Source organism: Nitrosococcus halophilus Nc 4 (genome assembly GCF_000024725.1).
In the GTDB taxonomy this organism is placed as follows: domain Bacteria; phylum Pseudomonadota; class Gammaproteobacteria; order Nitrosococcales; family Nitrosococcaceae; genus Nitrosococcus; species Nitrosococcus halophilus.
Genome location: NC_013960.1, coordinates 188611 through 213035 on the forward strand (window position 1 = coordinate 188611; position 24425 = coordinate 213035).

The 24425-nt window shown below is 53.8% G+C and carries 27 protein-coding genes, 1 tRNA gene and 1 pseudogene; 20 read left to right on the plus strand and 9 right to left on the minus strand.

Annotation, left to right across the window (positions count from 1 at the left end):
- Positions 1 to 15 precede the first annotated feature (15 nt).
- The 19 genes and pseudogenes from NHAL_RS00875 (at position 16) to NHAL_RS00960 (ending at position 13373) form a co-directional block, all read left to right on the plus strand.
- Positions 16 to 762, plus strand: coding sequence for a YebC/PmpR family DNA-binding transcriptional regulator (locus tag NHAL_RS00875; RefSeq protein WP_013031281.1), 747 nt, complete (start codon positions 16 to 18; stop codon positions 760 to 762).
- A gap of 101 nt (positions 763 to 863) precedes the next feature.
- Entirely contained in the window at positions 864 to 1388 is a 525-nt protein-coding gene (ruvC, locus tag NHAL_RS00880; protein ID WP_013031282.1) for a crossover junction endodeoxyribonuclease RuvC, read from the plus strand.
- Positions 1385 to 1984 carry a Holliday junction branch migration protein RuvA gene (ruvA, locus tag NHAL_RS00885; protein ID WP_013031283.1) on the plus strand — a complete coding sequence of 200 codons (600 nt, stop codon included), beginning with the start codon at positions 1385 to 1387 and terminating at the stop codon, positions 1982 to 1984. Before ruvC ends, ruvA begins: the two co-directional genes overlap by 4 nt.
- Positions 1981 to 3027: a Holliday junction branch migration DNA helicase RuvB gene (ruvB, locus tag NHAL_RS00890; protein ID WP_013031284.1), complete on the plus strand. Its 1047-nt coding sequence runs from the start codon at positions 1981 to 1983 to the stop codon at positions 3025 to 3027. Before ruvA ends, ruvB begins: the two co-directional genes overlap by 4 nt.
- Entirely contained in the window at positions 3020 to 3427 is a 408-nt protein-coding gene (gene ybgC / locus NHAL_RS00895) for a tol-pal system-associated acyl-CoA thioesterase (protein WP_013031285.1), read from the plus strand. The genes ruvB and ybgC overlap by 8 nt, the downstream gene beginning before the upstream one ends.
- Complete coding sequence (gene tolQ / locus NHAL_RS00900; protein WP_013031286.1) at positions 3417 to 4094, plus strand: protein TolQ; 678 nt, start codon at positions 3417 to 3419, stop codon at positions 4092 to 4094. Before ybgC ends, tolQ begins: the two co-directional genes overlap by 11 nt.
- Before the next feature lie 9 nt (positions 4095 to 4103).
- The gene (gene tolR, locus NHAL_RS00905; protein ID WP_013031287.1) at positions 4104 to 4550 is read left to right on the plus strand and encodes a protein TolR; all 447 of its coding nucleotides are present in this window, start codon (positions 4104 to 4106) and stop codon (positions 4548 to 4550) included.
- An 8-nt stretch (positions 4551 to 4558) separates the two neighbouring features.
- The gene (gene tolA / locus NHAL_RS00910; RefSeq protein ID WP_013031288.1) at positions 4559 to 5449 is read left to right on the plus strand and encodes a cell envelope integrity protein TolA; all 891 of its coding nucleotides are present in this window, start codon (positions 4559 to 4561) and stop codon (positions 5447 to 5449) included.
- Positions 5450 to 5455: 6 nt separating this feature from the next.
- Positions 5456 to 6742 (plus strand): Tol-Pal system beta propeller repeat protein TolB, encoded by a 1287-nt coding sequence (tolB, locus tag NHAL_RS00915; protein ID WP_157862453.1) that lies wholly within the window; start codon positions 5456 to 5458, stop codon positions 6740 to 6742.
- A gap of 34 nt (positions 6743 to 6776) precedes the next feature.
- Positions 6777 to 7352, plus strand: coding sequence for a peptidoglycan-associated lipoprotein Pal (gene pal / locus NHAL_RS00920; protein ID WP_013031290.1), 576 nt, complete (start codon positions 6777 to 6779; stop codon positions 7350 to 7352).
- A gap of 2 nt (positions 7353 to 7354) precedes the next feature.
- Positions 7355 to 8119, plus strand: a complete 765-nt coding sequence (ybgF, locus tag NHAL_RS00925) for a tol-pal system protein YbgF (protein WP_013031291.1) — start codon at positions 7355 to 7357, stop codon at positions 8117 to 8119.
- 45 nt (positions 8120 to 8164) lie between these two features.
- The gene (gene queE / locus NHAL_RS00930; RefSeq protein WP_013031292.1) at positions 8165 to 8806 is read left to right on the plus strand and encodes a 7-carboxy-7-deazaguanine synthase QueE; all 642 of its coding nucleotides are present in this window, start codon (positions 8165 to 8167) and stop codon (positions 8804 to 8806) included.
- A complete protein-coding gene (queC, locus tag NHAL_RS00935; protein WP_013031293.1) occupies positions 8803 to 9477 on the plus strand; it encodes a 7-cyano-7-deazaguanine synthase QueC in 675 nt (224 codons plus the stop codon). Before queE ends, queC begins: the two co-directional genes overlap by 4 nt.
- Positions 9478 to 9542: 65 nt before the next feature.
- Positions 9543 to 9618: transfer RNA gene (locus tag NHAL_RS00940), tRNA-Lys, on the plus strand.
- Between the two features lie 196 nt (positions 9619 to 9814).
- Positions 9815 to 9988, plus strand: coding sequence for an addiction module antidote protein (locus tag NHAL_RS20050; RefSeq protein ID WP_083761340.1), 174 nt, complete (start codon positions 9815 to 9817; stop codon positions 9986 to 9988).
- Positions 9985 to 11049: a M28 family peptidase gene (locus tag NHAL_RS00945; protein ID WP_238985408.1), complete on the plus strand. Its 1065-nt coding sequence runs from the start codon at positions 9985 to 9987 to the stop codon at positions 11047 to 11049. The genes NHAL_RS20050 and NHAL_RS00945 overlap by 4 nt, the downstream gene beginning before the upstream one ends.
- 256 nt (positions 11050 to 11305) lie before the next feature.
- Positions 11306 to 11833: an enoyl-CoA hydratase-related protein gene (locus NHAL_RS00950; protein WP_203434344.1), complete on the plus strand. Its 528-nt coding sequence runs from the start codon at positions 11306 to 11308 to the stop codon at positions 11831 to 11833.
- Between the two features lie 32 nt (positions 11834 to 11865).
- Positions 11866 to 12231 (plus strand): annotated as a pseudogene (locus NHAL_RS00955) (SDR family oxidoreductase).
- A 215-nt stretch (positions 12232 to 12446) separates the two neighbouring features.
- A complete protein-coding gene (locus NHAL_RS00960) occupies positions 12447 to 13373 on the plus strand; it encodes an alpha/beta hydrolase (protein WP_013031295.1) in 927 nt (308 codons plus the stop codon).
- Between the two features lie 130 nt (positions 13374 to 13503).
- Here the strand turns inward: NHAL_RS00960 and NHAL_RS00965 are convergent, their stop codons facing one another.
- The 4 genes from NHAL_RS00965 to NHAL_RS00980 form a co-directional block, all read right to left on the minus strand.
- Positions 13504 to 15363: a PQQ-dependent sugar dehydrogenase gene (locus NHAL_RS00965; protein WP_013031296.1), complete on the minus strand. Its 1860-nt coding sequence runs from the start codon at positions 15361 to 15363 to the stop codon at positions 13504 to 13506.
- Between the two features lie 150 nt (positions 15364 to 15513).
- Positions 15514 to 16008: a Slp family lipoprotein gene (locus NHAL_RS00970; protein WP_013031297.1), complete on the minus strand. Its 495-nt coding sequence runs from the start codon at positions 16006 to 16008 to the stop codon at positions 15514 to 15516.
- 21 nt (positions 16009 to 16029) lie between these two features.
- Positions 16030 to 16593, minus strand: coding sequence for a Slp family lipoprotein (locus tag NHAL_RS00975; RefSeq protein ID WP_013031298.1), 564 nt, complete (start codon positions 16591 to 16593; stop codon positions 16030 to 16032).
- 393 nt (positions 16594 to 16986) lie between these two features.
- Entirely contained in the window at positions 16987 to 17643 is a 657-nt protein-coding gene (locus tag NHAL_RS00980; RefSeq protein ID WP_013031300.1) for a queuosine precursor transporter, read from the minus strand.
- A gap of 193 nt (positions 17644 to 17836) precedes the next feature.
- On the opposite strand from NHAL_RS00980, the gene NHAL_RS00985 reads away from it, so the two are divergent.
- Positions 17837 to 18184, plus strand: coding sequence for an EF-hand domain-containing protein (locus NHAL_RS00985; protein WP_013031301.1), 348 nt, complete (start codon positions 17837 to 17839; stop codon positions 18182 to 18184).
- Between the two features lie 263 nt (positions 18185 to 18447).
- On the opposite strand, the gene NHAL_RS21425 is transcribed toward NHAL_RS00985, so the two are convergent.
- The 5 genes from NHAL_RS21425 to NHAL_RS21370 form a co-directional block, all read right to left on the minus strand.
- A complete protein-coding gene (locus NHAL_RS21425; protein ID WP_203434345.1) occupies positions 18448 to 19029 on the minus strand; it encodes a cupredoxin domain-containing protein in 582 nt (193 codons plus the stop codon).
- A 43-nt stretch (positions 19030 to 19072) separates the two neighbouring features.
- Entirely contained in the window at positions 19073 to 20209 is a 1137-nt protein-coding gene (locus tag NHAL_RS21430; protein WP_049780563.1) for a multicopper oxidase domain-containing protein, read from the minus strand.
- Positions 20210 to 20809: 600 nt separating this feature from the next.
- Positions 20810 to 22414 (minus strand): c-type cytochrome, encoded by a 1605-nt coding sequence (locus NHAL_RS01005; RefSeq protein WP_013031303.1) that lies wholly within the window; start codon positions 22412 to 22414, stop codon positions 20810 to 20812.
- 474 nt (positions 22415 to 22888) lie between these two features.
- On the minus strand, positions 22889 to 24232 hold the full coding sequence (locus tag NHAL_RS01010) for a copper amine oxidase (protein WP_238985535.1): 1344 nt from the start codon (positions 24230 to 24232) through the stop codon (positions 22889 to 22891).
- Complete coding sequence (locus NHAL_RS21370) at positions 24151 to 24339, minus strand: hypothetical protein (protein WP_041354533.1); 189 nt, start codon at positions 24337 to 24339, stop codon at positions 24151 to 24153. The genes NHAL_RS01010 and NHAL_RS21370 overlap by 82 nt, the downstream gene beginning before the upstream one ends.
- Positions 24340 to 24425 lie beyond the last annotated feature (86 nt).

Sequence of the window (24425 nt, forward strand, 5' to 3'; positions counted from 1 at the left end):
AACGAAAGGAGAGCTATGGCAGGACATAGTAAATGGGCCAATATTCAGTACCGCAAGGGTGCCCAAGATGCCAAGCGTGGCAAACTCTTTACCAAGCTTATTCGCGAGATTACGGTGGCAGCCCGCCTGGAGGGGGGCGATCCGGCCACAAGTCCCCGCTTGCGCATTGCCATTGACAAAGCGTTGGCCGCCAATATGCCCAAGGATAATATTGAGCGGGCTATCAAGCGGGGCACTGGCGATATGGAAGGCGTGGCCTACGAAGAGATCCGCTATGAAGGGTATGGCCCCCATGGGGTAGCGGTAATGGTAGACTGTATGACCGATAATCGGAACCGTACCGTGGCCGAGGTTCGTCACGTCTTTAGTAAATGGGGCGGAAATCTAGGCACAGATGGGTCAGTCGCCTATTTATTCAGTAAAAAAGGCATTATTAGCTATCCTAAAGGGAGCGATGAGGAGGCCATCATGGAGGTGGCGATTGAAGCGGGCGCCGAAGACGTGGTGACTAACGAGGATGGTTCAATAGACGTGTTCACCGAGCCGGAGGAGTTTTCGGCTGTCAAGAAGGCCTTAGAGGAGGCTGATCTAAAGCCGGCCCAGGCGGATGTGACTCAACATGCTTCCACCATCGTGTCCTTGGAGTTAGAGGATGTCAAGAAAATGTTGACTTTTCTGGAGACCTTGGAAGATCTGGATGATGTCCAACAAGTCTACAGCAACGCTGACTTTTCCGAGGAGACTCTGGCCCAACTGGAGTAAGGTGAGGACCTGGCCATTGCAAAGTAGGGCGATTAGGCGGGAAAGACGGATGTTACCGCCTAGCGAAATTTTTCTTTTTCAGAGAATACTCTAGTCTGTTTATGGTGCGAATCCTTGGTATCGATCCCGGGTCTCGTATCACCGGCTATGGGTTGATTGAAACCAATGGCAAGGAGGCGGCCTATATCACTGCTGGCTGTATTCAGGCGGGGAATGGGGAACTAGCGGAACGGCTGGGGCGGATATTCAAGGGAATCACCGCGATCATCGAGGACTATCATCCTGATGAAGTGGCAGTGGAGCAAGTTTTTATGCACCAAAATCCAGGGGCTGCCCTGAAGCTAGGGCATGCCCGGGGCGCGGCTATCTGCGCGGCTATGAATGTAGTCCTCCCGGTTTTCGAATATACGCCCTCCCAGGTGAAACAGGCGGTCGTGGGCCGGGGTGATGCCGCCAAGTCTCAAGTTCAATATATGATACGGTTATTGCTTAAACTGCCTTCTGAGCCGGTGACGGATGCCGCCGATGCTCTAGCCTGCGCTCTCTGCCATGGTCATGCGGGTCCCCTGTTGGCTGGCTTGGCTGGGCAGGTGAGAGGCCGGCGGCGGGGACGCTATTACCGATGATTGGGCGCCTGCGGGGTGTTTTGTTGGAAAAACGGGCCCCCTTTTTGCTACTAGAGGTGCAGGGCGTGGGTTATGAGCTAGAAGCGCCCATGTCCACTTTTTATGTGCTTCCTGATAGGGGCGCTGAAGTAATCCTATACACTCATTTGGTGGTGCGGGATGATGCCCATTTGCTCTATGCTTTTGCCAGTGAAAAGGAGCGCGAACTGTTCCGCAATCTTATTCGGGTCAATGGGGTGGGGGCTAAATTGGGATTGGCTATTCTTTCCGGAATTGAGGTCGAATCTTTCACCCGCTGTGTTCAGGAAGGAGATACGGCGAGTCTGACCCGGTTGCCTGGTGTGGGTAAGAAAACGGCAGAGCGCCTCATTGTGGAGATGCGGGATCGGCTCTTCGATGGGCCCAGGGAGGAGATGGCCGGCGTACTCCCTCGGGTGGGCTCTGGCCAGGTGCCAACCTCCGATGCGGTCAGTGCCTTGGTGGCCCTAGGCTATAAATCCCAGGACGCTAGCCGAATGGTGCGCCAACTGAATACCGAAGGACTGGCAACTGAAGAGATCATCCGTCAGGCCCTACAGAGGATGCTGAAATCATGACTCTAAGTCGGGGCTTGGTTTCCCCCCAAGGGGCCAGTGATGAAGCCGTCGTTGAACCTTCCCTGCGCCCTGCCAAATTGGCTGATTATGTGGGACAACCTCAGGTGCAGGAGCAGATGGAAGTTTTTATTCCCGCCGCTCGGGCTCGGGGAGAGGCTCTTGATCATGTGCTCATTTTTGGGCCTCCAGGATTGGGTAAGACCACCCTTTCCCATATCGTTGCCAATGAATTGGGGGTCAATCTGCGCCAGACCTCCGGGCCGGTATTGGAGCGTCCTGGCGACTTGGCTGCTCTGCTAACTAACCTAGAGCCACGGGATGTGCTTTTTATCGATGAAATTCATCGCTTGAGCCCCGTGGTGGAAGAAGTGCTCTATCCTGCCATGGAAGATCGCCAGATCGATATTATGATTGGTGAAGGTCCGGCGGCACGCTCCATTAAATTGGATTTGGTGCCCTTCACCTTGGTGGGGGCCACCACCCGGGCTGGATTGCTGACCTCTCCTTTACGGGATCGCTTTGGTATCGTCCAACGCCTGGAATTCTATGACGTCGAGCATTTGGTCTTGATTGTGGAACGTACGGCCCGTATTCTTGGCATGGTCATGGAAGCAGGGGGCGCGTTGGAAGTGGCCCGCCGCTCTCGGGGGACACCACGGATTGCCAACCGCCTGCTGCGGCGGGTGCGGGATTACGCCGAGGTGAAGGGAGACGGCCGGGTTACCCATGAGGTGGCGAAAAAAGCCTTGGACCTGCTAGATGTGGATAGCAACGGTTTTGATACCATGGACCGCAAGCTGCTGCTAGCGATGATTGAAAAATTTGATGGCGGGCCGGTGGGGGTCGATAGTTTGGCCGCTGCCATTAGTGAAGAGCGGGGCACTATCGAAGATGTGATAGAGCCATTTTTAATCCAACAGGGATTTGTGATGCGTACGCCGCGAGGCCGAATGGCGACCCGTCATACCTATCTTCATTTTGGTTTGGAGCCGGCTGCGGAGGCAGTACAGCAAGAAACCCCAGATCTTTTCTTCAATGAATGAGTTTGTATTGCCAATGCGTGTCTACTATGAGGACACGGACAGCGGTGGTGTGGTTTATCATGCCAATTATCTCAAGTTTATGGAACGGGCCCGCACCGAGTGGTTGCGTAGTCAGGGCTTTGAGCAGGATGCTTTGCTCAAGGAACAGGGACTGTTGTTCGCGGTGCGTTCCTTGCGTTTGGATTACCTGCGGCCAGGGCGTTTTAATGATTGGCTAAAGGTGCATACTCATCTCCTGCAGTGCAGAAAGGCCAGTTTGACTTTTTCCCAGACGGTGCAGCGGGGAGAGGAATCCGCGCTCTGCCAGGCTGAGGTCAAGGTGGCCTGCCTAGATGCCCAAACCTTTCGCCCCCGTCCTATACCTAAACTGATACTTGCGGAGATTACTGGTGGCTGTTGATCTTTCTCTTTTTGAACTCGTCACGGGAGCCAGCTTTTTAGTGCAGCTAGTGATGCTGATATTGCTGGTGATTTCTGTGATCGCTTGGACCCTTATCTTCCGCAAACGAAGTGAGCTTAAAGGGGCCAAGGAGGCGGCTGATGAGTTCGAAGATCGTTTTTGGTCGGGCAAAGAACTCAATAGCCTCTATGCTGAGTTGGCGGCGCGAGAAATCCCGCTTCATGGCATGGAGGGTATTTTTTTTTCAGGTTTCAGGGAGTTCGTGCGCCTACGTAAACAGACCAACGCGGAGCACCGGGCCGTGTTGGATGGAACGCAGCGGGCTATGCGGGTCTCCCTGGCGCGGGAAATCGATACTTTGGAGGCCGCGTTACCTTTTTTGGCCACTGCGGGCTCTACCAGTCCCTATATCGGCTTGTTTGGTACGGTGTGGGGAATCATGAATTCCTTCCGGGCTTTGGGAAATGCCCACCAAGCCACTTTAGCCATGGTGGCGCCAGGGATCGCCGAGGCCCTTATCGCTACGGCCATGGGGCTGTTTGCCGCCATTCCAGCGGTCATTGCTTACAATCGTTATATCCATGAAGTGGAGCGCTTGATTAACCGCTATGACACTTTTTTGGAAGAATTTTCGACTATTCTTCAGCGCCAACTTCACCTTGCTTAGGTCAGTTCAATGTATGCTTCTCAGCAACGCAAGCGGCGTCGGCCTCTATCGGAAATCAATGTGGTGCCCTATATTGATGTGATGTTGGTGTTATTGGTGATCTTCATGATTACGGCGCCCATGCTGACCCAGGGAGTCAAAGTGGATCTGCCCCAGGCAAACGCTAAACCGGCAAAGCTGCCCCAGGATCAGGACCCTTTGCTAGTCAACGTGGATGCCCAAGGGCGCTACTATCTCAATATGGGCAAAGCGTCGCACCAACCGATAACGGCCGATGAGCTTTTAACCAAGGTGGCTGCCGTCCTGCGCCGTAAACCCCATACCCCGGTTCTCGTGGGGGGGGACCGGGAGGTTCCTTATGGCGCCGTGGTGCGAGTGATGGCCCTGTTACAGCAGGCGGGGGCTCCCCATATCGGGTTGATTACAGAAACGCCAACCCGGCGGGAACCCGGTTAATATTGCCCATGGGGAAGTCACGCCCGCCGCTGGCTGCCTTTTTACTGGCTCTCCTGGTCCATGGACTCTTGTTCGGGGTGATCGTTCTTAGCTTTGGTTGGACTCCTAAACCCGAGCCGGTGGATACTCGGTCCATGGAGATTGTGCAGGCCACGGTGGTGGAGCGGGAGAAGTTGTTGGCGGAGCAGCGGCGGGCGGAACAAGCTGCATTAGCCCGCCAGCAAGCCGAAGCGCAAAAGCGGGAAGCGGCCAAGCAACAGGCCATGGCGGAGCAGGCCAGGCAAGAGGCAAAAAAACAGCAGGAATTGGAACAAAAACGGCGGCAGGAGCAAGCGCGGCTCAAACGCTTGGAGGCGGAAAGGAAAGCCAAGAAAGAAGAAGCTCGCCGTAAGGCAGAAGCGGAACGGAAGCGCGCTGAGGAGGAAAAGCGCCGGGCTGAGGCCGAGAAACGGCGCTTGGAAGAAGAGCGGCGCCGGGCCGAGGAAGCGAGGCGAAAAGCGGAGGAAGAGCGTAAAAAAGCGGCAGCGGCGGCCCGCCGCAAGGCGGAGGAAAAACGCCGCCAGCAGGAGCTTCAGGCCCGTATCGAGGCGGAGCAAAATGCCGCTCAAGTTGAGGCTGCCCTCAACCGCTTTGAGACTCAAATACAACAACGGGTGGGGCGCTATTGGACTCGTCCTCCTAGTGCCCGCGATAATCTAGAGGTTGTGCTACAGGTGGAAATGTTACCCGATGGTGAGGTGCGCAATGTGAAAGTGGTTAAAACCAGCGGCGACCGAGCCTTCGACCGCTCGGCGGAGGCCGCTGTTTATAAAGCCGCGCCTTTGCCGGTACCGCCTGACCGGGCGGCAGCGGCAAAGTTGCTGCCTAGCTTTAACTTTAAATTTACTTCCGGTAGCTAAATGGGCATGAAAGTTTGGTCTAAGATTTTGTGGCTGTGGATACTGCTCGTGCCGACACAAAATGTTTCGGCGGTGCTCACTATTGAAATCACCGGCGGTACCGAGGCAGCCTTACCTATTGCGATTGTTCCCTTCGGGAGCCAGGGCGGTATTCCGCCTGAAGATGTGGCTGCCGTTGTGGCCGCTGATTTAGCCCGCAGCGGGCGTTTTGCCCCGTTGCCGGAAAAGGATCTGCTCTCCCGCCCCCATCGCGCCTCTGAAATCGAATTCCATGATTGGCGGCGGCTAGGATCGGAAGGTTTGGTGATCGGTGAGGTCACTCATTTGGGGGCGGATCGTTATGGAGTGCGCTTTCAGCTTTTTGATATTTATAAGGCAGAGCAATTGGTGGGACGCCGCTACCAGGTTCCGGCGACGGGGCTGCGTCATTTGGCCCACCAGATTGCGGATTTGATCTACGAGACCCTGACGGGTGAAAAAGGGGCCTTTACCACCCGCATTGCCTTTGTCACGGTTTCCAAGGCGGTTGATGGGGCTAAAGAGTATTCCCTCCAAGTGGCTGATGTGGATGGCCATAATCCCCACACCATCTTGCAATCGAAGGAACCCATTATGTCACCCGTATGGTCTCCTGATGGGACTAAGCTCGCTTATGTGTCCTTCGAGCGAAAGCGTTCGGAGGTCATTGTTCAGGAATTACGGACCGGCCGGCGGCAGTCGGTCGCTTCATTCCCTGGGATCAACAGCGCCCCCGATTGGTCCCCGGATGGGCGCAAGTTGGCACTGGTTCTATCCAAGGAGGGTAATCCGGAGATCTATATTCTGGATCTGGCAACCCGCAGGCTGACCCGCCTGACCCGCAACGCCAGCATTGATACCGAGCCCACCTGGGCCCCCGATGGGCGGAGTATTGTCTTCACCTCAGATCGTGGCGGGCGGCCACAACTTTATCAGATTTCCGCTTCGGGTGGGCAGGCGCAGCGCTTGACCTTTGACGGGACTTATAATGCTTCCGCCTCGTTTGCGCCGGATGGCCAGCGGTTGGCGCTCGTTCATGGAGATAAGGGACAATTTCATATTGCTGTATTGGATTTAGCGAGCAAAGACTTGCAAGTCTTGACCGAGACTCGGATGGATGAATCTCCAAGCTTTGCCCCTAATGGCCGGATGATCCTTTATGCCACTTCAGGGCCCCAGGGAGGGGCATTAGCCGCCGTCTCTACCGACGGGCGGGTTCGCCAACGTTTGGCCCAGAAAGGCGATGAAGTCCGGGAGCCAGCCTGGTCACCTTGAACTAAAAAAATAAAATTTTTAAGGAGTTCTAGCGATGCGTCTAGTCATTCCCTTTTTTTTTCTGCTGGCATCGGTTTACGGGCTGGCAGGATGTGCTGGAGGTCCTGCCACCCAGGGCGAGCCCACCGGTGTCGTCGTGGAGGAACGGGGTACAGGTGTTGGCGAGACCGCCTATCCTGAGGGTGAAGCCTTGGAAGGTGAAGGGGCAACCGCCTGGGGAATAGGCGAGGGGGCCGCCTATCAAGGAGATCCCTTGGCTGATCCTGCAAGCCCTTTGGCCAACCGGGTGATTTATTTTGAATTTGATAGCAGTGAGATCCAAGAAGATGACCGGCCCATTGTGGAGGCCCACGGCGACTATCTGGCAAAGCATCCTGATGTCAGCTTGACTTTGGAAGGCCATACCGACGAGCGGGGTTCCCGGGAGTATAATTTAGCGCTGGGTGAGCGCCGGGCCAATGCGGTGCGTCGTTTGGTTCTCTTGATGGGAGCTTCGGAAGACCAAGTTCAAGTGGTCAGCTATGGTGAAGAGCGGCCAGCCGTGGATGGCCACGATGAAGGGGCTTGGCAGCTCAATCGTCGGGTCGAAATCCTTTATTCAGGAGAATAACAATGGCGTCGTGCCGGAGCCACTGGCTATTGGCAGGGGGGCTGCTGCTCCAGGTATCGGCTGTGCCTGGGGCTGAAGTGGAAGTGGCTGAGGTGGTTGATATGGGTGAGTTGGAGCAACGCCTCCAGCGCCTAGAACGGATCGTCCAGGGGCAGGGGTTGTCCGAGTTGTTGTTGAAGTTGGAACAGCTAGAAGCTGAGGTGCGGCGACTTCAGGGGGAAAATGAGGAACTCGGATATGAGATTGATAATCTCAAGGAACAGCAGCGGGAATTGTATTTGGATTTGGACCGGCGATTACAAAAGCTAAACGCCTCCGAGGAAAGCTTATCCCCCCCTTCAGAAATGACAGAGGCTGGTACGATGGACTCTGCTCCTGATTCTGGGGAGCCAGCCTATCAGGCTGCCCTGAAGTTGCTCAAGGAAGGGCGCTATGAAGAGGCGATGGCGGCGTTTCGCCAGTTTCCCCAGCAGTATCCAGAGAGCCGTTATCGGCCTAATGCCCAGTACTGGCTGGGAGAGTCCTACTATATGTTGCGGGATTTTAGCGCCGCCGCCCAAGCCTTTCAGGCCCTGGCGGAGCAGTATCCGGAAAGCGCCAAGGTTCCCGATGCTATGCTCAAGCAAGGGCTGGCTTATTACGAATTAGAGCAGTGGGAGCAAGCGAAAGCGCAGCTCCAAGAAGTGATGGCCCGCTATCCTGCTTCGACCGTTAGTCGCTTGGCCGAAGATCGCCTTGAAAAAATGAAGCGTGAGGGTCATCGTTGATCCTATTGCCATGGTGGAGTTACCGTCTCCCTGGATGCGGTTGCTATGAAGCGTCTACGTATCACTGAAATTTTTCACTCCCTCCAGGGAGAATCCCGCAGCGTGGGTTGGCCGACGGTCTTCGTGCGTTTAACGGGTTGCCCCCTCCGCTGCCATTATTGCGATACTGAATATGCCTTTCAGGGCGGAACCTGGATGGAGCTAGATGAGATTCTCGCCACCGTCGCCGAATTCGGCGCTCGCCATGTGACGGTGACCGGTGGCGAACCTCTGGCTCAACCAGCTTGCCTGGAACTTTTGACCCAACTCTGTGACGTCGGGTACGAGGTCTCATTAGAGACCAGTGGGGCGTTGGATATCTCCGCCGTTGATCCGCGGGTAGTCAAGGTCATGGATTTAAAGACTCCGGGATCGGGGGAAGAAGCACGGAACTCCACTACTAATCTTGATTATCTTTCGTCCCAGGACCAGGTAAAGCTGGTGCTCTGTGACCGCCATGATTACGAGTGGGCTCGGACGGCCCTGGAGCGTCATCGCCTGGCTGAACGTTGCGAGGTGCTGTTTTCCCCCAGCTACGAACAACTCAGTCCCACCGATCTAGCTGAGTGGATACTGGAAGACCGTTTGCCGGTGAGAATGCAGATTCAGTTACATAAATACCTTTGGGGGGAGGAGCCTGGACGATGAGTTCCCCTAAAGCGGTGGTTCTAGTCTCTGGAGGGCTGGATTCAGCCACGGTACTGGCTATCGCCCGGGAGCAGGAGTTTGCTTGCTATACCATGAGCTTTGATTATGGCCAGCGGCACCGGGTCGAACTTCAGGCGGCCGCCGAAATTTCCCGCTTGTTAGGGGCTGTCGAGCACAAACTTATCACCATCGATCTGGGCGGTATGGGAGGCTCCGCTTTGACGGATTCCAGTATCGCCGTGCCGGAGGCGCCCACGGAGGCCATTCCAGTCACCTACGTGCCGGCGCGGAATACGGTGTTTTTGGCCTTTGCTTTAGGTTGGGCCGAGGTACTGGGAGCCCAGGATATTTTCATTGGCGTCAATGCGGTGGACTACTCCGGTTATCCTGATTGCCGCCCGGCATTTGTTGAGGCTTTTGAGCACCTGGCCAACCTTGCCACCCGCGCAGGCCTGGAAGGGCAGCGGTTTCGTATTCAAGCTCCCCTAATTCATCTTTCCAAGGCTGAGATTATCCGGGAAGGCATTCGCCTCGGTATTGATTATTCCCGCACGGTTTCCTGCTATCAGGCAGATGAGACCGGGCGCGCTTGTGGGGTTTGTGATTCTTGCCGGTTCCGCAAACAGGGTTTTCAGGAAGCCGGTGTGCCTGACCCTACCCGATATCATTAAAAATGCTTGCAATGGTTTGAGATTCTCGGCAACTCAGGTAAAATTACGTGCTTATCCTATCACGGGGGCCGTTAGCTCAGTTGGTAGAGCACCGGACTTTTAATCCGTGTGTCGAAGGTTCGAATCCTTCACGGCCCACCATTTTAAATCAATTGCTTACGGAATTTTTCGACACTCTCATTTTCCGCAACGTGACCAGATCGTGACAATCTTTCCGATCGGGTCACTACTTCCCTGCTACAGTTGATGGTGCGTCACTCTAATAGACCCCACCCCCAAATCAGCGGGCCATTCCATCACTTCATTCATAGCTGCTTCCGCCCTTCTCTTTGCCTAGATGCTCTCATTGATTACCTATGCGCTGGGGGTGATTGCCCGCGCCAAAGGGATGATACAGCTGGCCCATGAAACTGGGCTTTCGCGTGAAAGCCTGTATAAGGCGTTGTCAGCCGAGGGAGATCCGGAATTTGCCACATTGGGCCAAATTTTGTGCTTTTTGGATTGTTTGTGAGTGTGTTTAACAGCCAATCGGGCTTCCGGTACATTCCTCCCTTAATGAAAAAGGGCGTTTATTTTTCCTATAAGCTAACTGGATTCTGGCTAGCAGGTGGTCTGCTGGCTATGCTGTCCCTTATCGGTAAGGCTACACCGGAAATAGCAGATCAACACTCCCCAGGACTGGCAATGACGCCCGCCATCAAAAAAAGCCGGGCTACTCAGCTCCGAGCCCACGTGGAGGCGCTGGCCACGGGCATCGGCGAGCGCAATATGTTTACTCCTAATTCCCTGGCCCGCGCCGCGGAGTATATCCGCCATCAATGGGAAACCCAGGGCTATGAGGTGGCGGCGTACCCTTATATCGTACGAGGGCAGGAAGTGGAGAACCTGGAAGTGGCCCTGAAGGGGACCGAGTTCCCCGAAGAAGTCATTTTGGTGGGGGCCCACTACGATACGGTGCCCGGCAGTCCCGGCGCCAACGATAATGCCAGCGGCGTTGCTGCGCTGCTCGAACTCTCGCACAAACTGGCAGGTAAAGAACTGCCTCGCTCGCTAAGGTTCGTCGCCTTCGTCAATGAGGAACCCCCTTTTTTCAAGACGCCGAAGATGGGCAGCCGAGTTTACGCGCGCATGGCCCGCGAACGTGGTAAGCGACTAAAGGGAGTAGTGGTGCTGGAAACCATTGGCTACTATCGCAACGAGCCCGACACCCAGAAGTATCCTCCCCTGTTTGGCCTATTCTATCCGGATCGGGGCAATTTCGTTGGCTTTGTCTCCAATCTGCGATCTCGCGGGTTGCTACACCGCGCCGTTGGGTCCTTTCGGAAGCACTCTAATTTTCCCTTGGAATATCTGTCGGCACCCGCTCTCATCCCCGGTGTGGATTGGAGCGATCACAGTTCCTTCTGGCGCTATGGCTATGACGCCATCATGGTGACGGATACGGCGTTGTACCGTTACCCCTATTACCACTCGTTCCAGGATACGCCCGATAAACTGGACTATGATTCCTTGGTGCAGCTTACGGTGGGTCTTTACGGGATGTTGCTCGAACTCGCCTCGGCAGATCTGTAAGCTCACCGTGGCAAAACGACTTTCTGTGGCTATCCCAAAATAAAAAAAATTGTAAAGCACACGATATAGTTTTCTGGCCCTTCAGTAGCTCCTTTTTGCTATACAGGTCTAACGGGTTGGGGTAAGAAGACTTGGCAAAAATCGTCGATATCTCAAAATAAAGCCTCTAAGCTCATCATTCAGGCAGCGAAAAATCTTGATTTCCTTGAGGATCAGGAGACCGCAAATTGATGGGTACTCCGGGAGGGTGATGATAGTGATTCCCAGTGATTGTCCTCAGTTGTTGGTGGAGCAGAGGCAACCACTGCTCACCATCGGATTTCACCGGCCTAAATATAAAAATGCTTTGACACTAGCCATGTACGCTGCTGCAGCGGATGCTCTGGAACAGTCGGACGAGATTGATAATGTGCGGGTGATTCTGATTTATGGCACTGCCGGTTATTTCACTAGCGGCAATGACTTGAAAGATTTCAGGCAGGCATCGACAATCCATGAGAATCATCCGGTGGTTCGGTTTATGCGCGCCTTGCAGCATTGCCGTAAGCCAGTAGTGGCGTCGGTGCGCGGCCCTGCGGTGGGTATAGGCACCACATTGCTATTCCACTGCGATCTGGTTTACGCCGCCCAGGGTGCGCAACTGCAGCTACCCTTCGTTAATCTTGGCCTCTGTCTCGAATATGCCGCCAGCTATTTGTTGCCGCGTTGGTTGGGGCATGCCAAGGCCGCCGAATTACTGCTGTTGGGAGAGGCATTCAGCTGCAAAAGCCGGGCGCCATGGTAATCAATATCTCCGCTCCGCAGGCGCTGATTCCCATGGCGGCCCAATCCCATGTCTGTGCTGCCAAGGCTGGAGTGGATATGATCACCCGTACCTTGGCGCTGGAATGGGGCGAACAAGGGGTACGCGTCAACGTTGTGGTTCCTGGCCCCACCGATGGCACCGAGGGCATGCGGCGTTTGGCCCCTACGTAATCAGCTCGCCAGGCAGTTATCGACTCAGTTCCGCTCAAGCGCATGGGCACACCTGATGACATCGCCCATGCCTGCCTGTTTCTCGCCTCGGACTGTGCCAGCTATATCACCGGTGCCGTGTTGCCGGTGGATGGCGGCTGGGTGCAGGGAGGTGCAGGTATGATGGGGATGGGTTTTGCAAAAATGTTGAAGAAAAAAAAGATGTGAGGGGAAAGAACCGGCGGGGTTGGAGTAAGAGGTTTTTTATCTGCTATACCAAAAATTGGAGATTGACTTTATAGTACCGATAGGTGGGGTCTTATAGCCTTTTTCCCGGCCTAAACGCAATAGAAAGTGGCTCTTCACCGGCGAGCAGTTTTGTGAGTGGCAGGAATAGGACTTGCGGGCATTTGCTCGCCCGTGCCGAGTGCAATGGAGGTGCTATGATGGGGCTCAAGAGGGGAGTGCTTATTATTGTCGCATCGGTGTTGCTCGGGTATCTTAGTAGTTCCTGGGCGGTGCTACACTTATTGCTCACTCCCGAACATAAGCCGATGACACAAACGCCGGTGCAACTGGGTTTTCCCAACACCAAATCTGTATGGGTGGAAACTTCAAAAGACCATATCCGCTTGCGTGGTTGGTTGGTGCCCGCCAACCAGTCTCGAGCGATTATATTGGTACATGGAATCCATTCTAATGCTTGGGACTGTCAGACGCCGGATGTCGTACGCGCTTATCAGGCATCCGGTTTTCAGGTTTTCCTGTTCGATTTAAGGGCCCACGGTGGTTCCGGTGGTGAACATATTGGGTTGGGTCTGCATGAGCATCACGACATTCAAGCGATAGTTGATTACTTGCAAACCGAGGCGGCTATCCCGCCGGGAAGTATCGGGCTTCATGGCACTTCTTATGGCGCGGTAGTGGCTTTGTTTGCCGCAGCCGACATTGAGGCGATCAAAGCAGTGATTGCTGACAGCGCTTATGCGAATCTCTTTGATGTAATCGGCGGTGAATTGGAGCGCCAGACAGGCTTGCCTTCAGAATGGGGTGTCATGTTCGCCCCAGGATTTGAACTGATGGGCAGAGTCGTGTATGGCCTTGATATTGATAAGGCTATGCCTTTGCAGGCAGTCCGTAAAATACAACAGCGCCCACTCTTGTTGATACATGGACAAGAGGATGAAATTCTTCCCCCCGACCATGCACGCCGTTTAAACCAAGCCGGTGGACCCAATACCCAACTGTGGTTATTGCCAGGCCGTAGACATACGCAGGGTGTTCGTCTCGTGCCTGATTGCGATAAACTTTCCCCGTTGCGCGAGGAATTCTTACGCAGGACCACAAGTTTTTTCAAACGATACCTTTAAGCCCAATACAAAGGACAAAGGAATCGATTGTAGCGATGGCGTGGCCGAAGGTCGAACACATCCCCGCTCGCTGCTTGATGGGCTTCCCTTCCCAGGAATATCCCATAACTACAAAATAGCGTTCAGTTGATCAACGGATCTGTCCCCGGATCTCACCCGCCGGATGAGCTAAGGTATGGACATTGACGTAGGCACCGCCGTTGCCCATGGCAGCCTTGACATCTGCTATGTCGTCCCAAGTACAGGCATTACCGGCATCGGGTGTGGTGGTGGTCCCTTCTGCTAAAATGCCGTTGACGGTCACCGGGCCACCACTAAAGAGCGTAACGCCAATGGGGCCGTTCACGCCCTGGGGTGCACAATGAATATGCGCTGCAATCACCTCCTCGATGTTGGCAACAATGAGCTTGAAGGTCAGTTCGGTCGCCGCTTGGTTCACTGTGAAAAGGGCTTGCCCCTGGGCCTGCGTATCCACTGGCGGGACTTCTTCATCTCCGCTCAAGTGAGCTGAAAAGCGGGCTGGGATTTGGCCCCGGTCCCGAGTGATCTTGAGCACAACACCCGTGTCGCCGAAAGGCGTGCCAGTCATGTTGGCGAGGACATACAATTCGCCGAAGGCATCCTGGCCAAAGCCGAGCAACGACAGACCCAGGTTCTCCTGATTAGCCAGCGGGAACTCAAAGATTCGGCGATTCTTTTCAAGCTGGAAAAGCCGGCCACTGCCGCTGGGAGAATCGGAAAAATCACCGAACACAGACGGGAACTTAAAGATTCGGGGATTCCTTTCCAGGTAGAAAAGTCGGCCACTGCCGCTGGCGGGATCGAACAAGTCACCGAACACATATCGCCCCCGGAGTGAGGGCAGCTGAATACCACGATACACGAAGCCACCGATGACAGCGGTGCCCTCGTCGTGGTCGTATTCGGCGATCGGGTCGATAAGATCAGCAGGCACATCATCCGGCTGGCATTCAAAGACAAAGCCAGGATCATTGCCGTTGGGGTCAAAACAGAACGACCCCTCTTTCAAGCGCCAGCCGTAATTGCCGCCGGCGAGGCCCACGTCAATTTCCTCGATATCATTTTGCCCCACATCCGCAATCCACATCTCCCCCGTGCGGGAATCGAAGGAAAAGCGGAAGGGATTGCGAAAGCCATAGGCGAAGATCTCGTCGAGAAAACCCGACTGACCAACAAAGGGATTGTCGGTTGGGATACCGTATTGGCCGTTGGCGGCGTTCGAGCCGTCCGGATCGATCCGGAGGATGGTGCCGAGAATATTGCTGGGGTCCTGACCATTGCCTCCGGGGACATGACCTCCTCCCTGGTCATCGGCAGCGCCGCCGTCACCGAGCGAAATATAAAGCTTCCCGTCCATTCCAAAGTTCAGGGCACCGGCGTCGTGGTTAAATTGAGGTTCATCAATGCGAAGCAACTCTCGGGCACTGTCAGGATCGACGACCGAATCGGGATGGCAGGGGTCAGGGATTCGCCATTCAAGCACTATGCTCTGGTGATTGGCTGTTTCCCCTGCGGGTAGGGTGGAGAAATCGGCTGGACCATCCACCGGCTCTGAGGTATAGGTGTAAAGAAGACCGTTATCTGCAAACTCGGGATGGAAGGCCACGCCTAGAAAACCTCGCTCATCAAAGGTGCCTGGACCCGCCACGCCGAGAGAGACTAATCGATCGCTGACATCGAGCAACACGCGCTTTTCGCCTGTTGTCAGATGGATCGCCCAGAGGATCCCGTCTTGGTCCGTGACTACGAGACGGTTCTGCAGGTTAGCGCAGCCCGGTACCGCCGTCCCCCAATTGGGGGCCGTCAGCCTCTCAGCCACCGCTTCGAGTGCGATGGGGACACGGCCTTCTGGAATTGACCTGGGAATGGGATCTTCAAGCGGTTCGTTGCCATTAGCAGGAGCGGAGGCGATGCTTGTCAGTAAGGTTGCAAGCATCGCGAGCCCCCCTAGGTGCATTGTCTTATTCATCACCCTGCTTCCTTTAAGGTAGCGCAAGTTCGGTTTAGGGTAAGGCTGGAACTCGCGGTCAGCTTGTTATCACTATGATTAACAGTGTAGTGGCGGTGTGGAGGCTTTTCCCAAAAAAATTAGCCTGTGGCTATTAGGAAATTGCTCTCCTCATAGCCCGATTCCAACTCCTATTCCAAAATGAAAGCCTGTTCTACCACCGCCTCCCGCTTCTTTTTCGCGGGGCCATAAATAAATCTGCTCCGGTCGCAAAACCGGATAAGTATATTCCATTTCGCCAATCCTTCCCGTGGTGGTTTTTGTTATGCTGCCCACCACCGTCATCTCTCGCCCCGGTGAATAATCGATCGGTTCCAGAAAAGAGTCGCTTTGGAGAATGAAGCGGCCCAGAGGTTGAGCCTGGGTTTTGGGCTCTAGGTTGCCTGAAAGCGGGTAGGCCAGCACTTCCAGCATTGTGCTTTCCGCCAGACTCGTATGGTTAACGATAAGGCCACCCCACACCACCCTTTGCCCCTGGTAAGCATCAAAGTTGGCGGCCACTTCAGGAGGGGCAAGGTCTTGGGCGGCGCCAGCCGTCTCCAACTTAGGCGCAGTGGCACAAGAGCCCAGCCCTAGCGCGGCGAGCATTAGGAAAACAAGCTTCACGATGGGCCTCCTACTGCTTTCTTACCAATAATAAGGCCGCCGCCAAGGGTAAAACCAGGGATCGTAGAAAAAGGGACTGAAACGATAGTAGGGCCAAGAGTAAAACCATGGGTCGTAGAAGAAGGGATCTGGATAGACATATTGCACGACCTTGCTGGGCCACAAGTAATCACGATCCACATGGACCACCGGGTAGCGGTAGTTGAACGCGCCAATCTCGTCCGTTTCAGCACCGGTCACTTCTCCAAGGACCGTGATAAGGCGCCCGCTGGTGTAAATCGCCGGATCAAGGAACCCCGGGAAAGCGGCCAGAAAGCGCCCTGGACTCTCATCGACAGCCCTCGGTCTTCCCTCATTGTTGAGGGGTTTGCCGACGATTTCAATGATGGTCCGCGCTTCAAAATTTTTGACTTCCTGAATAACGCCACCCCATCGCACTCTTTGCCCTTGAAAGTCATCAATATTGGCGCGCACGGTCTCAATGCTCGGATTAACGGGCAACTCTTCCTGAATGGGCTTGGGCATTTGGGCGCACGCGGACAATAAAATCCCGAGGATGAAAATGGGGTAGCGCTGTTTCTTCATCAGTCCCCTCTCCCTTTAAATAGTTTGGTCCCGTTTCAGTCCGATTGATCCTGTCTTTTAAATTTTTTGATCTTGAATGGGTTGAAATTCGTTTCATGGTCGTAAACATCGGCTCTTTCAGTACGTTGGAGCCTCACATGGATGTTAGGCGCCCCCCTAACAAGGTTGCGAAGTGAAACGGCGCGCCGAGCGCGAGGGCCACATTAGTTGCGTTTTGCCATGAATTGGCGCTATGATTTTCTTGCTCTCGGAGCCTAGGGTGGGGAGCACCCGAAGTGAAAGCGCGAGGAGCGGTAAAGACCCCAAGACCAAGGTCACCCCTTGGTTGAGGACCGCGAGGAACCGCGAATTCTCCAGATTGATGAAGTTTTGTAGGAACAAAATTGAAATCAGTCATGGCGAAACTCCAATCAAGTAGTTAACCACTAGATAAGTGAGGGGAGTTGCCACTGTCTCATATGCGGATTTCACGCCCCATTGGATCAGGATGGCGAGAACTAGACCTTCCAGCGGTATAGTGCCCAAAAAGGCTACGATGATGAACACCGCTGAGTCCAGTCCCTGACCCACAAGTGTGGAGCCAATAGTACGTGTCCATAGCCAGCGTCCTTGGGTGGCGATCTTCATCTTGGCAAGCACGTAGGCATTGGTGAACTCGCCCACCAGATAGGCCAGGAAGGAAACCAGCAACAGGCGAGGGGCATAGCCCAGAATGCGCTCAAAGGCTTCTTGCCCATCCCAGAATGCAGCGGGAGGCAGTGCCATGGCCAAGGTGATGGCGCCTACTGCCAAGAGGTTACAGAAAAAGCCCAGCCATATCACCTGGCGGGCGCGACGGTAACCGTAGACCTCAGTCAGCACATCGCCGATGATATAGCTCAGGGGAAAGATGATCACCCCGGCTGGCATGACCCAGCCCCAAATATCGATTAGCTTGACGGCAATAATGTTGGCGATGAGCAAGGAGGTGATGAAGCCTGCTAGGATCACCAGGAAGGCAGGAGAATAGCTACTCTTGGTCCTTGTTGGATTAATTGTCTGAGCATCCATGATGTACCTCCCTCTGCAATTTTTTGATTATGCTCTATCGGTAAACCTGAGCCCGTTGTCGCTCCGTTAGAAGGGTGATCCGCCATACCGTTTCACCTTGTTATGTTTGGAGAAGTTTCTATCCTTTAAGTTAAGAGGAAGGCATGCTTTGCACGACTTCTGCGGATTAATGGCTGAAAGGAGGAACTTCAAGATGGCTATGAAATACAAGGTAATGTGTTATTCCCTCTTTCTTGGGGGAGTCTTATCCCTGGTTTTAATACCCGCCTTTGCTGGGAATCCCTATGGCAGTGAAGAAGAGGGGGCAGCGGAAGAGCAGGAGATGCACAAAAAAATGTTCCAAAAGCTGGATGAAGATGGTGATGGAAAGATCAGCGAGGACGAATTTGAAGAGGCCATGGAGGAGAAATTCGAACGTATGGATAAGGATGATGACGACTTATTAACTCAGGAAGAATGGGAGGCCGCCGCTAAGAAACATAAGAAGGAATATAAGAAAGAGCACCACCGCGGAGCAGGTGAAGGCAGCGAGGGATACTAGGGAGGTAACAGGCAAGAGAGAGGGGGCACCTCTGAAAAAGCTTCTCTCAAGCTGGCAGGTGCCTCTTCTTTATCTTTAATCCGACAGAGAAAATATTTCGCCAATCCTGAAGTCGGCCTGGTATATTCTTCTCGTCGGCAGGCAATAGGAATCTTCTGACCCGTTGCAATCGGGTTTGACATCATAGTTCTTCTTTAGTCGATGACTTTTGCCAGTTTTTTACCCCAATAGGAGCGAGAGTCGTTTATTGGTCGGTGGAGTTTTCACCGCTTGATAGGGTGTCTGCTATTATTCTCGAAAGAAGCGCCAGTTTGGTAGATTTCTGGTTTCTCCTTGCCCTTGGCGTAAAGGAATCCGCGCAGTCCCCGTTCCATACGGGATAAGGCGTGATCGACCAGGATGTATTTGCCTGGTACATCCAGTTTAAGTTCCACAATAGCAGCGCCACCAGGCGCTACGGGCACTGTCTGAATCCCCTCAACCGGTCCGCTCCTCAGCCCGCCCCATTCATGGACGTAGTCCAATATCTCGCCAATGATGTGGAAAGAGGAGGTGAAGTTTGGTCCGCCCACTCCGAAGAAAATGCGTACTGTCTCACCTACCTGAGCGTGCAGCGGGTAGTCTTTGGTAAGCGCCCCCGTCGCGCCGTTGAAGACAAAATATTCAGGGGCTTCATCCAGCAGTTTCTCAACGCTGAACTCCTGGCGTCCTTTCTTGCCGAAGGAGGCCTGGGTGTAGATTTCCCCCTGCATCACGTAATACTCCCGATCGACTAGCGGTAGCCCGCCTTCAGGCTCCACCAGAATCATGCCGTACATTCCATTGGCAATGTGATGGGCCACCATCGGGGTGGCACAGTGATAAACATAGAGCCCTGGGGTAAGCGCTTTAAAGGTAATGGATTTCTCCTCGCCAGGGGGGGACTTGAAGATAAGTGGCGCCTCCCCCAGGTCCGGTCACTGCGTGGAGATCGACCGAGTGAATGATGTCGCTGTCAATCTCGTTGGCGAGCTTGAGTTTGACTGTATCGCCAACCCGGACTCGGAGCAGGGGACCGGGCACCGTGCCGTTGAAGGTCCAGTAGTGATAAGTCGTGCCTTCCGCAAGTTCTCCTTCCAATTCTACCGCCTCAAGGCCGAACTCAAGCTTCTTGGACTCTCGGTCTCCCACAGGTTGAGGCACATCATGGGGATTGCGCACAATATCCCGAGCCTTTGCCAATTCCTCCCGAGGTGTTTCACGTACTAGGAGATGCCCTTCCATTCCGGCCTCGCGATGTCCGGGAAGGGTGCAATAATAAGTGAGTTCACCCGCGCTGGTGGCCCGGAAAGCCAGCGTCGTACTACTGCCTGGAGTGGTCACCTGCTCGGAGCGGGCGTTGAACTCAGGGAAAAAAATATCATGGGTAGTGCCTTCGCCATTGACCAGGTTGATCTGCACTACCTCTCCCTTATGTACCTCCAGAGTAGGGTTCACCACCCCGTCAATATCGGCACCGACACCGATGAAAACGAGACGCCCTGCGGCAACCCCGGTTTTCAAGGTCACGGTAAGATCGGGGGTGTAGGCTGCTACGCTTTGTGTATTGTTTTCTTGCTGTAGTTTGGTTTCTTCGGGGGAGGCAGGGGTGCGTCGAAGGGAGGCGTTTATCCCCTGCTTAAGGTAAGCAATGACATTCTCACGGTCCTCTTCATTGCGTAGACCCGCAAAGTGCATCTGACTTCCAGGTAGGTAGTGTTGCGGGTTGGCTAAGAATTTATTGAGAGTGTCTTCCGTCCAGATAATATCGGCCTCTTCCATTGCCTGGGAATAACTGAACTCCTTAAGACTGCCCGCCTGACGCCCGAAGAGATTAGCAAGTGAGGGACCAACTTGGTATTGGGCAGGTTCAAGCCTATGACAAGCCTGACACTTGCGGAATACTTCGCGGCCAGCTTGAGGATCACCTTTGGCAAAGATCGGGTGACTCATAAGAAAAGTGGCCGCACTAGTGAGCGTGAGAGCGATAAGATTCCTGGTACGCATATCTACTCCTGTTCACCTTGGATAACTGAGCGAGCCGAAAAGCTATTTCCATCTCTTTTTTGTGCGGTTTGTCGTGTTCTGTGCACTTGTTTTTTATTTTTATAAAGTAAACCTGCCCCATTTTTCAGTTTGTCTTCAGTTTCATGTTTTATCCTGACATTATCTAACAGCACTAAAGGAGGTATATCCAAATGAAACGGAAACAAGAAACCCAATCCCGCAGTTCACTGCTTACTTTTTCCTTGTTAATTCTCTATGTGCTGTTTGCCGTCATCCTGCTTGGCTTAGGTTTGGGTGCCGCTTAAATTGCCCATAGTTTAAGGGGCTGCGCTGCTGGCCTATTTTTTCAGTGTGCAAGTGCGGCAAGGGTGCCCAAGAAAAGGGTGCCCTTGCCATTTTTTTGAACGGTTTCCCCGAGGGAAAGTGTTAAGGAGCACAGCCGCCATTGCAGCATTGCTAAAATTTTCCACCATACTGCCCGTAGCAGCGCAGAAGTTTTGAGGGAGTTAGCTGTACTTCTCCTTGCCGTAAATCAATATTAATACGAGGGCGAATGGAATAATTTGGGTATGAATGAGATTACTCCATTAAGGGAAGCGCCTACTGTCGTTTAAGCCAAAAGATAAGGGCCTCTTTGTCTTCCTCGGGAAGCTCTGAGCCATAGTAATGGCCTCGGTTCTCAATGATATCGTCGCAGAGGAGCTCATTGGTCTCTGGGTCACGGCTAAAGACGTAGGTCAAGGGTGTACCCGCCGGGAAGGGTCCGATCGATACCGGCAACATATTGATCTGGGGCACGCGAAATGGCGAGAGCAGTTCCCGCATCGCGACTTCATAGATCTCTGCGCGTTCCTCAGGCGAGGTGTTCGCTTCAGGGTAAGGACCGACGGATTGATTGTGGAGAAATGGCGCCGTTGCCCAAATTCCCGCAAGTGGCATAGTACGATACCCCTTTAAACCGGCCGCCGCCCGGTCCTTATAGACCTGGGAAGAGAAAGCCGCCCACAAATGGTCAGCTTCCCATTGGGAAGTGAGGGCGCGGCAGGCATTGGTGGCGTTTTCCGGTGCTTGGATAAGCGGATTCACCTCATCATTGGAGAGAACACGTCCCGCCTTACCCTTAAAGGTGTGACAGGAAGCACAGTTATCTTTGAACACCTTTTGTCCCCAGGCAAAGAGATATTTTTTGCGTGAACGCTCACGGGAGAAGTTTGTTTGGATCGACTCCGGGAATTTTGGCGCCTTGATTGAACGAAGGAATCGGCTCAAATCATTGAGATCCTGTTCTGGAGGAAGGTCGGCACAGTCGCGGCGACACTGCTTGAGATCAATAGGCCTGTCCTCAGCAAGACTCGGTGCGACGCATTCAAAGAAGCAGACCCCAATATTCGTGTAGACACGCAGAGCCGCCCTTTGGCTGCCCAGGTCGTCCTCGCCCCCCTGGCCCATCCGAATTTTAGGTTTATCAGGTCCTACGTTAAAGGTGGGACGGTGCCGCAGCTCCCAAATCGGGGTAATTGTGCCTGGGTTCATGATATGGTCGCTGAAAAGGACCGTGGTATCGACAGTGCCATCTGGCCACCCCTCAAACATAAAGCGCCGCGGATCATCGGCAGGAAGATTCGCTGCGAGGATCTTGCCGGCTTTCAAATGTTGGTTGCCAATCGTCGGGTGGATATTGTCCCAACTCGGTTCATTGACATCTAAGGGAGGATTGAGTGGATCAAAACCCGCGTGGCATGAGGCACAGGAGAGACCAAAGATCGTCCGTCCATCAGCAGTAAGAAATCGGCGGATTCCGATAACGCCGCTGGCATTAGGATCAGAACAGAGATCCGGTCCCCCTTGGGGGTTTGCCCTGCAGTCAGGATCATTGAGGGTGCCCCAGGCCTGAAAACGGCGATCCCTTGGGGTGTTGATGACATTCTTAAAACCGACCTGCAGGCGCCTGTCAGCTAGAAAATCGAAGAATTTCTCCCCGCCATAAGTATTATTGAACCAGATATCACGGCCGCGTTGGATGGCGGAGTTTTTTTCTCCGCTACCGGCGTGGTTGAAGCCAGGCTCGCGGCGATGCAGAGTAGGCTTCCCACTAGGCAAGGAAGCTCTAAGCTCGGGGAGGGACCCAGAAAATTCTTCTGAAGAATAGCCTGGTACCAGATAAAACAGCAAAAGTATGCACAAATTTCGCCCTAGCCATGTCATAGAATGACCTCCTTGCCAGCGGTGAGTTTCCAACGCTAGCATGCTTTTTTTGTCTATAGGGTTACGCTCCTTATTATTGTAGGGTTTAGCACTTCCACTTTAGTTTTCAAGAGGGACTGGCATTAGGAAAGTTCAGAACAATGCTCGGCATCCATAATAGGCTAGATAATTATCGGGTAGGGGAGAGTTTCTAATTACCGCTCCAAAGCCCCATAACTAACTAGTTGACACCCCCCATGTAATACCAATTTCATGTAATTTTGCATTCTATAGATTCAGTCTAAACAACCACTTGAAGCCTCAATAAATTGCATTCTTTAACTAAATTGGTATAACCAGCATTGGGGTGTAGCGGTGCGGGCACATTCTGGACCCTGCACAGGTAAAGGGACTAACCTTGTTTAGTGCTTATCTGGGAGTTTGATAGTTAGGCTGCAATAGGCAAAACCATGACACCATTTTCGGTGTCTTTCTTTACTTAGGCAGATCCAGCGCTGGGTTACGGTCAAAGAAGTCGAAGGGTCGGAGTTCGAAGCTGTGCCACAGCATAGGCGTCACGGGCCAATCCTCTGCTCTGACCAGGTGATGCATGCCGATTGTATGCCAGAGAACGATGTCGGTATTCTCGATTGAACGATTCTCACTGCTCCAAGCGGGTAACCCTTGCTCCGGTTTGCTAAGGGTCGGATAGTCTCCTGCTGCGTAGCGTTCGTTCACGCGATAAGGGGTGACCCACAGATGATGATCAATGAAGCCGGCGCGGCGACGCGGATAGTCATCCGGGCTGAGCAGCGTGTTGGTATTTTTACCCGGCATGAGTTGATAGCTGGTTGGATATCCCACATGGTTGGTTTGAGAATCGCTGATCACGCGCCAAAGGGCAGGTCGATCCAGGCTAATATTGAGTTGGGCGTCGGCTTCCTGGCGTGCCAGCATCGGCTCACGTACCCACACGCTCCGGCGCGGGTGGCCCTCCGGAAGAATTTGGGTCTTCAAGCGGTCGATGAGCAGGCTGTTTGCAATGCCATCTACATCAAGATCCAGCCGGAAGTTGAAGTAGTGGTCATGGTTGACCGCTACGATCTGCCGGTCAACAAAGTGCCCGTAAGCATCGGCATCCTCCGTGGTAGTGGGGGTCTCCTGACCATTCGAGCCATGGGTTCCGCCGGCTGGGCCTGTGTTCATGGAAGCTGTCTTCGGAGTGACCATTTTAGTTTCGGCTATGCCCGTAGCTCCCACAGCCACCCGAATCGCTCCGTCTTGTTGAAAGATCCAGTCGAACACATAGTCGTAATTTCCAATGACCACCGCAGTTCGTACAACAAGATCTCGCTTTGCACGGCTTTTCGAGCCTCCATCCTCGTCCCAATGGCGCCATACCATATCGCCCGTCACCCGCTCGAACACGCAGATGGTTTTGGGCACCGTGTGCGGGCGCCCCCTGTCTCCTGCAACCAGAGCATCGAAGTAGATAGCATGTTCGGGACAATCTTGTTTGGGGATCAGGGGCTTGGAAAGGCCGCCGAAACTGAATTCCCCGGCATCAAGAAAATTGCGGGCATACCAAGCGAAGGAGGGATCCATATAGGGCACGAATATCTCTGACAGGTGGCCTTGGTACAAGATAGGACGGGCTTGATCACCTTCACCATAGGTGACCGCCGAGATGATCATCCCGACCCGTTGATCGGGGCGAACATGAAAGCGCCACTTTTGCCACGCTACCTGATGTCCGTTCAGACGAAAGCCTGGTCCATTGAGAAGCGGGTATTTGCATCTAAGTATTCCGCCTTCCGGAGTACTTCCAGCACGGTCCAGTACTCCTGCCATGTCAGTGGGTCGAGGGGATGCCGTACCCCCTGAGCTGCCACTGTCAGCGGGCTAATAACTGCGAGGAGAAAGACAGTAAGCACGGTCTTCTTCATGGTTTCGTATCTCCCTTGAATTATGCCCTGGATGGTATCTAACCATAATGGCGGAATAGGTTTTCTCGCAGTGTTTCCCCCTTTAT

Bases quoted from the DNA above. Each gene is read 5' to 3' on its own strand.
- NHAL_RS00875 (WP_013031281.1), top strand. From the start codon at position 16: ATGGCAGGACATAGTAAATGGGCCAATATTCAGTACCGCAAGGGTGCC.
- ruvC (WP_013031282.1), top strand. From the start codon at position 864: ATGGTGCGAATCCTTGGTATCGATCCCGGGTCTCGTATCACCGGCTAT.
- ruvA (WP_013031283.1), top strand. From the start codon at position 1,385: ATGATTGGGCGCCTGCGGGGTGTTTTGTTGGAAAAACGGGCCCCCTTT.
- ruvB (WP_013031284.1), top strand. From the start codon at position 1,981: ATGACTCTAAGTCGGGGCTTGGTTTCCCCCCAAGGGGCCAGTGATGAA.
- ybgC (WP_013031285.1), top strand. From the start codon at position 3,020: ATGAATGAGTTTGTATTGCCAATGCGTGTCTACTATGAGGACACGGAC.
- tolR (WP_013031287.1), top strand. From the start codon at position 4,104: ATGTATGCTTCTCAGCAACGCAAGCGGCGTCGGCCTCTATCGGAAATC.
- tolA (WP_013031288.1), top strand. From the start codon at position 4,559: ATGGGGAAGTCACGCCCGCCGCTGGCTGCCTTTTTACTGGCTCTCCTG.
- tolB (WP_157862453.1), top strand. From the start codon at position 5,456: ATGAAAGTTTGGTCTAAGATTTTGTGGCTGTGGATACTGCTCGTGCCG.
- pal (WP_013031290.1), top strand. From the start codon at position 6,777: ATGCGTCTAGTCATTCCCTTTTTTTTTCTGCTGGCATCGGTTTACGGG.
- ybgF (WP_013031291.1), top strand. From the start codon at position 7,355: ATGGCGTCGTGCCGGAGCCACTGGCTATTGGCAGGGGGGCTGCTGCTC.
- queE (WP_013031292.1), top strand. From the start codon at position 8,165: ATGAAGCGTCTACGTATCACTGAAATTTTTCACTCCCTCCAGGGAGAA.
- queC (WP_013031293.1), top strand. From the start codon at position 8,803: ATGAGTTCCCCTAAAGCGGTGGTTCTAGTCTCTGGAGGGCTGGATTCA.
- NHAL_RS20050 (WP_083761340.1), top strand. From the start codon at position 9,815: ATGCTCTCATTGATTACCTATGCGCTGGGGGTGATTGCCCGCGCCAAA.
- NHAL_RS00960 (WP_013031295.1), top strand. From the start codon at position 12,447: ATGATGGGGCTCAAGAGGGGAGTGCTTATTATTGTCGCATCGGTGTTG.
- NHAL_RS00965 (WP_013031296.1), bottom strand. From the start codon at position 15,363: ATGAATAAGACAATGCACCTAGGGGGGCTCGCGATGCTTGCAACCTTA.
- NHAL_RS00975 (WP_013031298.1), bottom strand. From the start codon at position 16,593: ATGAAGAAACAGCGCTACCCCATTTTCATCCTCGGGATTTTATTGTCC.
- NHAL_RS00980 (WP_013031300.1), bottom strand. From the start codon at position 17,643: ATGGATGCTCAGACAATTAATCCAACAAGGACCAAGAGTAGCTATTCT.
- NHAL_RS00985 (WP_013031301.1), top strand. From the start codon at position 17,837: ATGGCTATGAAATACAAGGTAATGTGTTATTCCCTCTTTCTTGGGGGA.
- NHAL_RS21425 (WP_203434345.1), bottom strand. From the start codon at position 19,029: ATGGTGGCCCATCACATTGCCAATGGAATGTACGGCATGATTCTGGTG.
- NHAL_RS21430 (WP_049780563.1), bottom strand. From the start codon at position 20,209: ATGCGTACCAGGAATCTTATCGCTCTCACGCTCACTAGTGCGGCCACT.
- NHAL_RS01005 (WP_013031303.1), bottom strand. From the start codon at position 22,414: ATGACATGGCTAGGGCGAAATTTGTGCATACTTTTGCTGTTTTATCTG.
- NHAL_RS21370 (WP_041354533.1), bottom strand. From the start codon at position 24,339: ATGAAGAAGACCGTGCTTACTGTCTTTCTCCTCGCAGTTATTAGCCCG.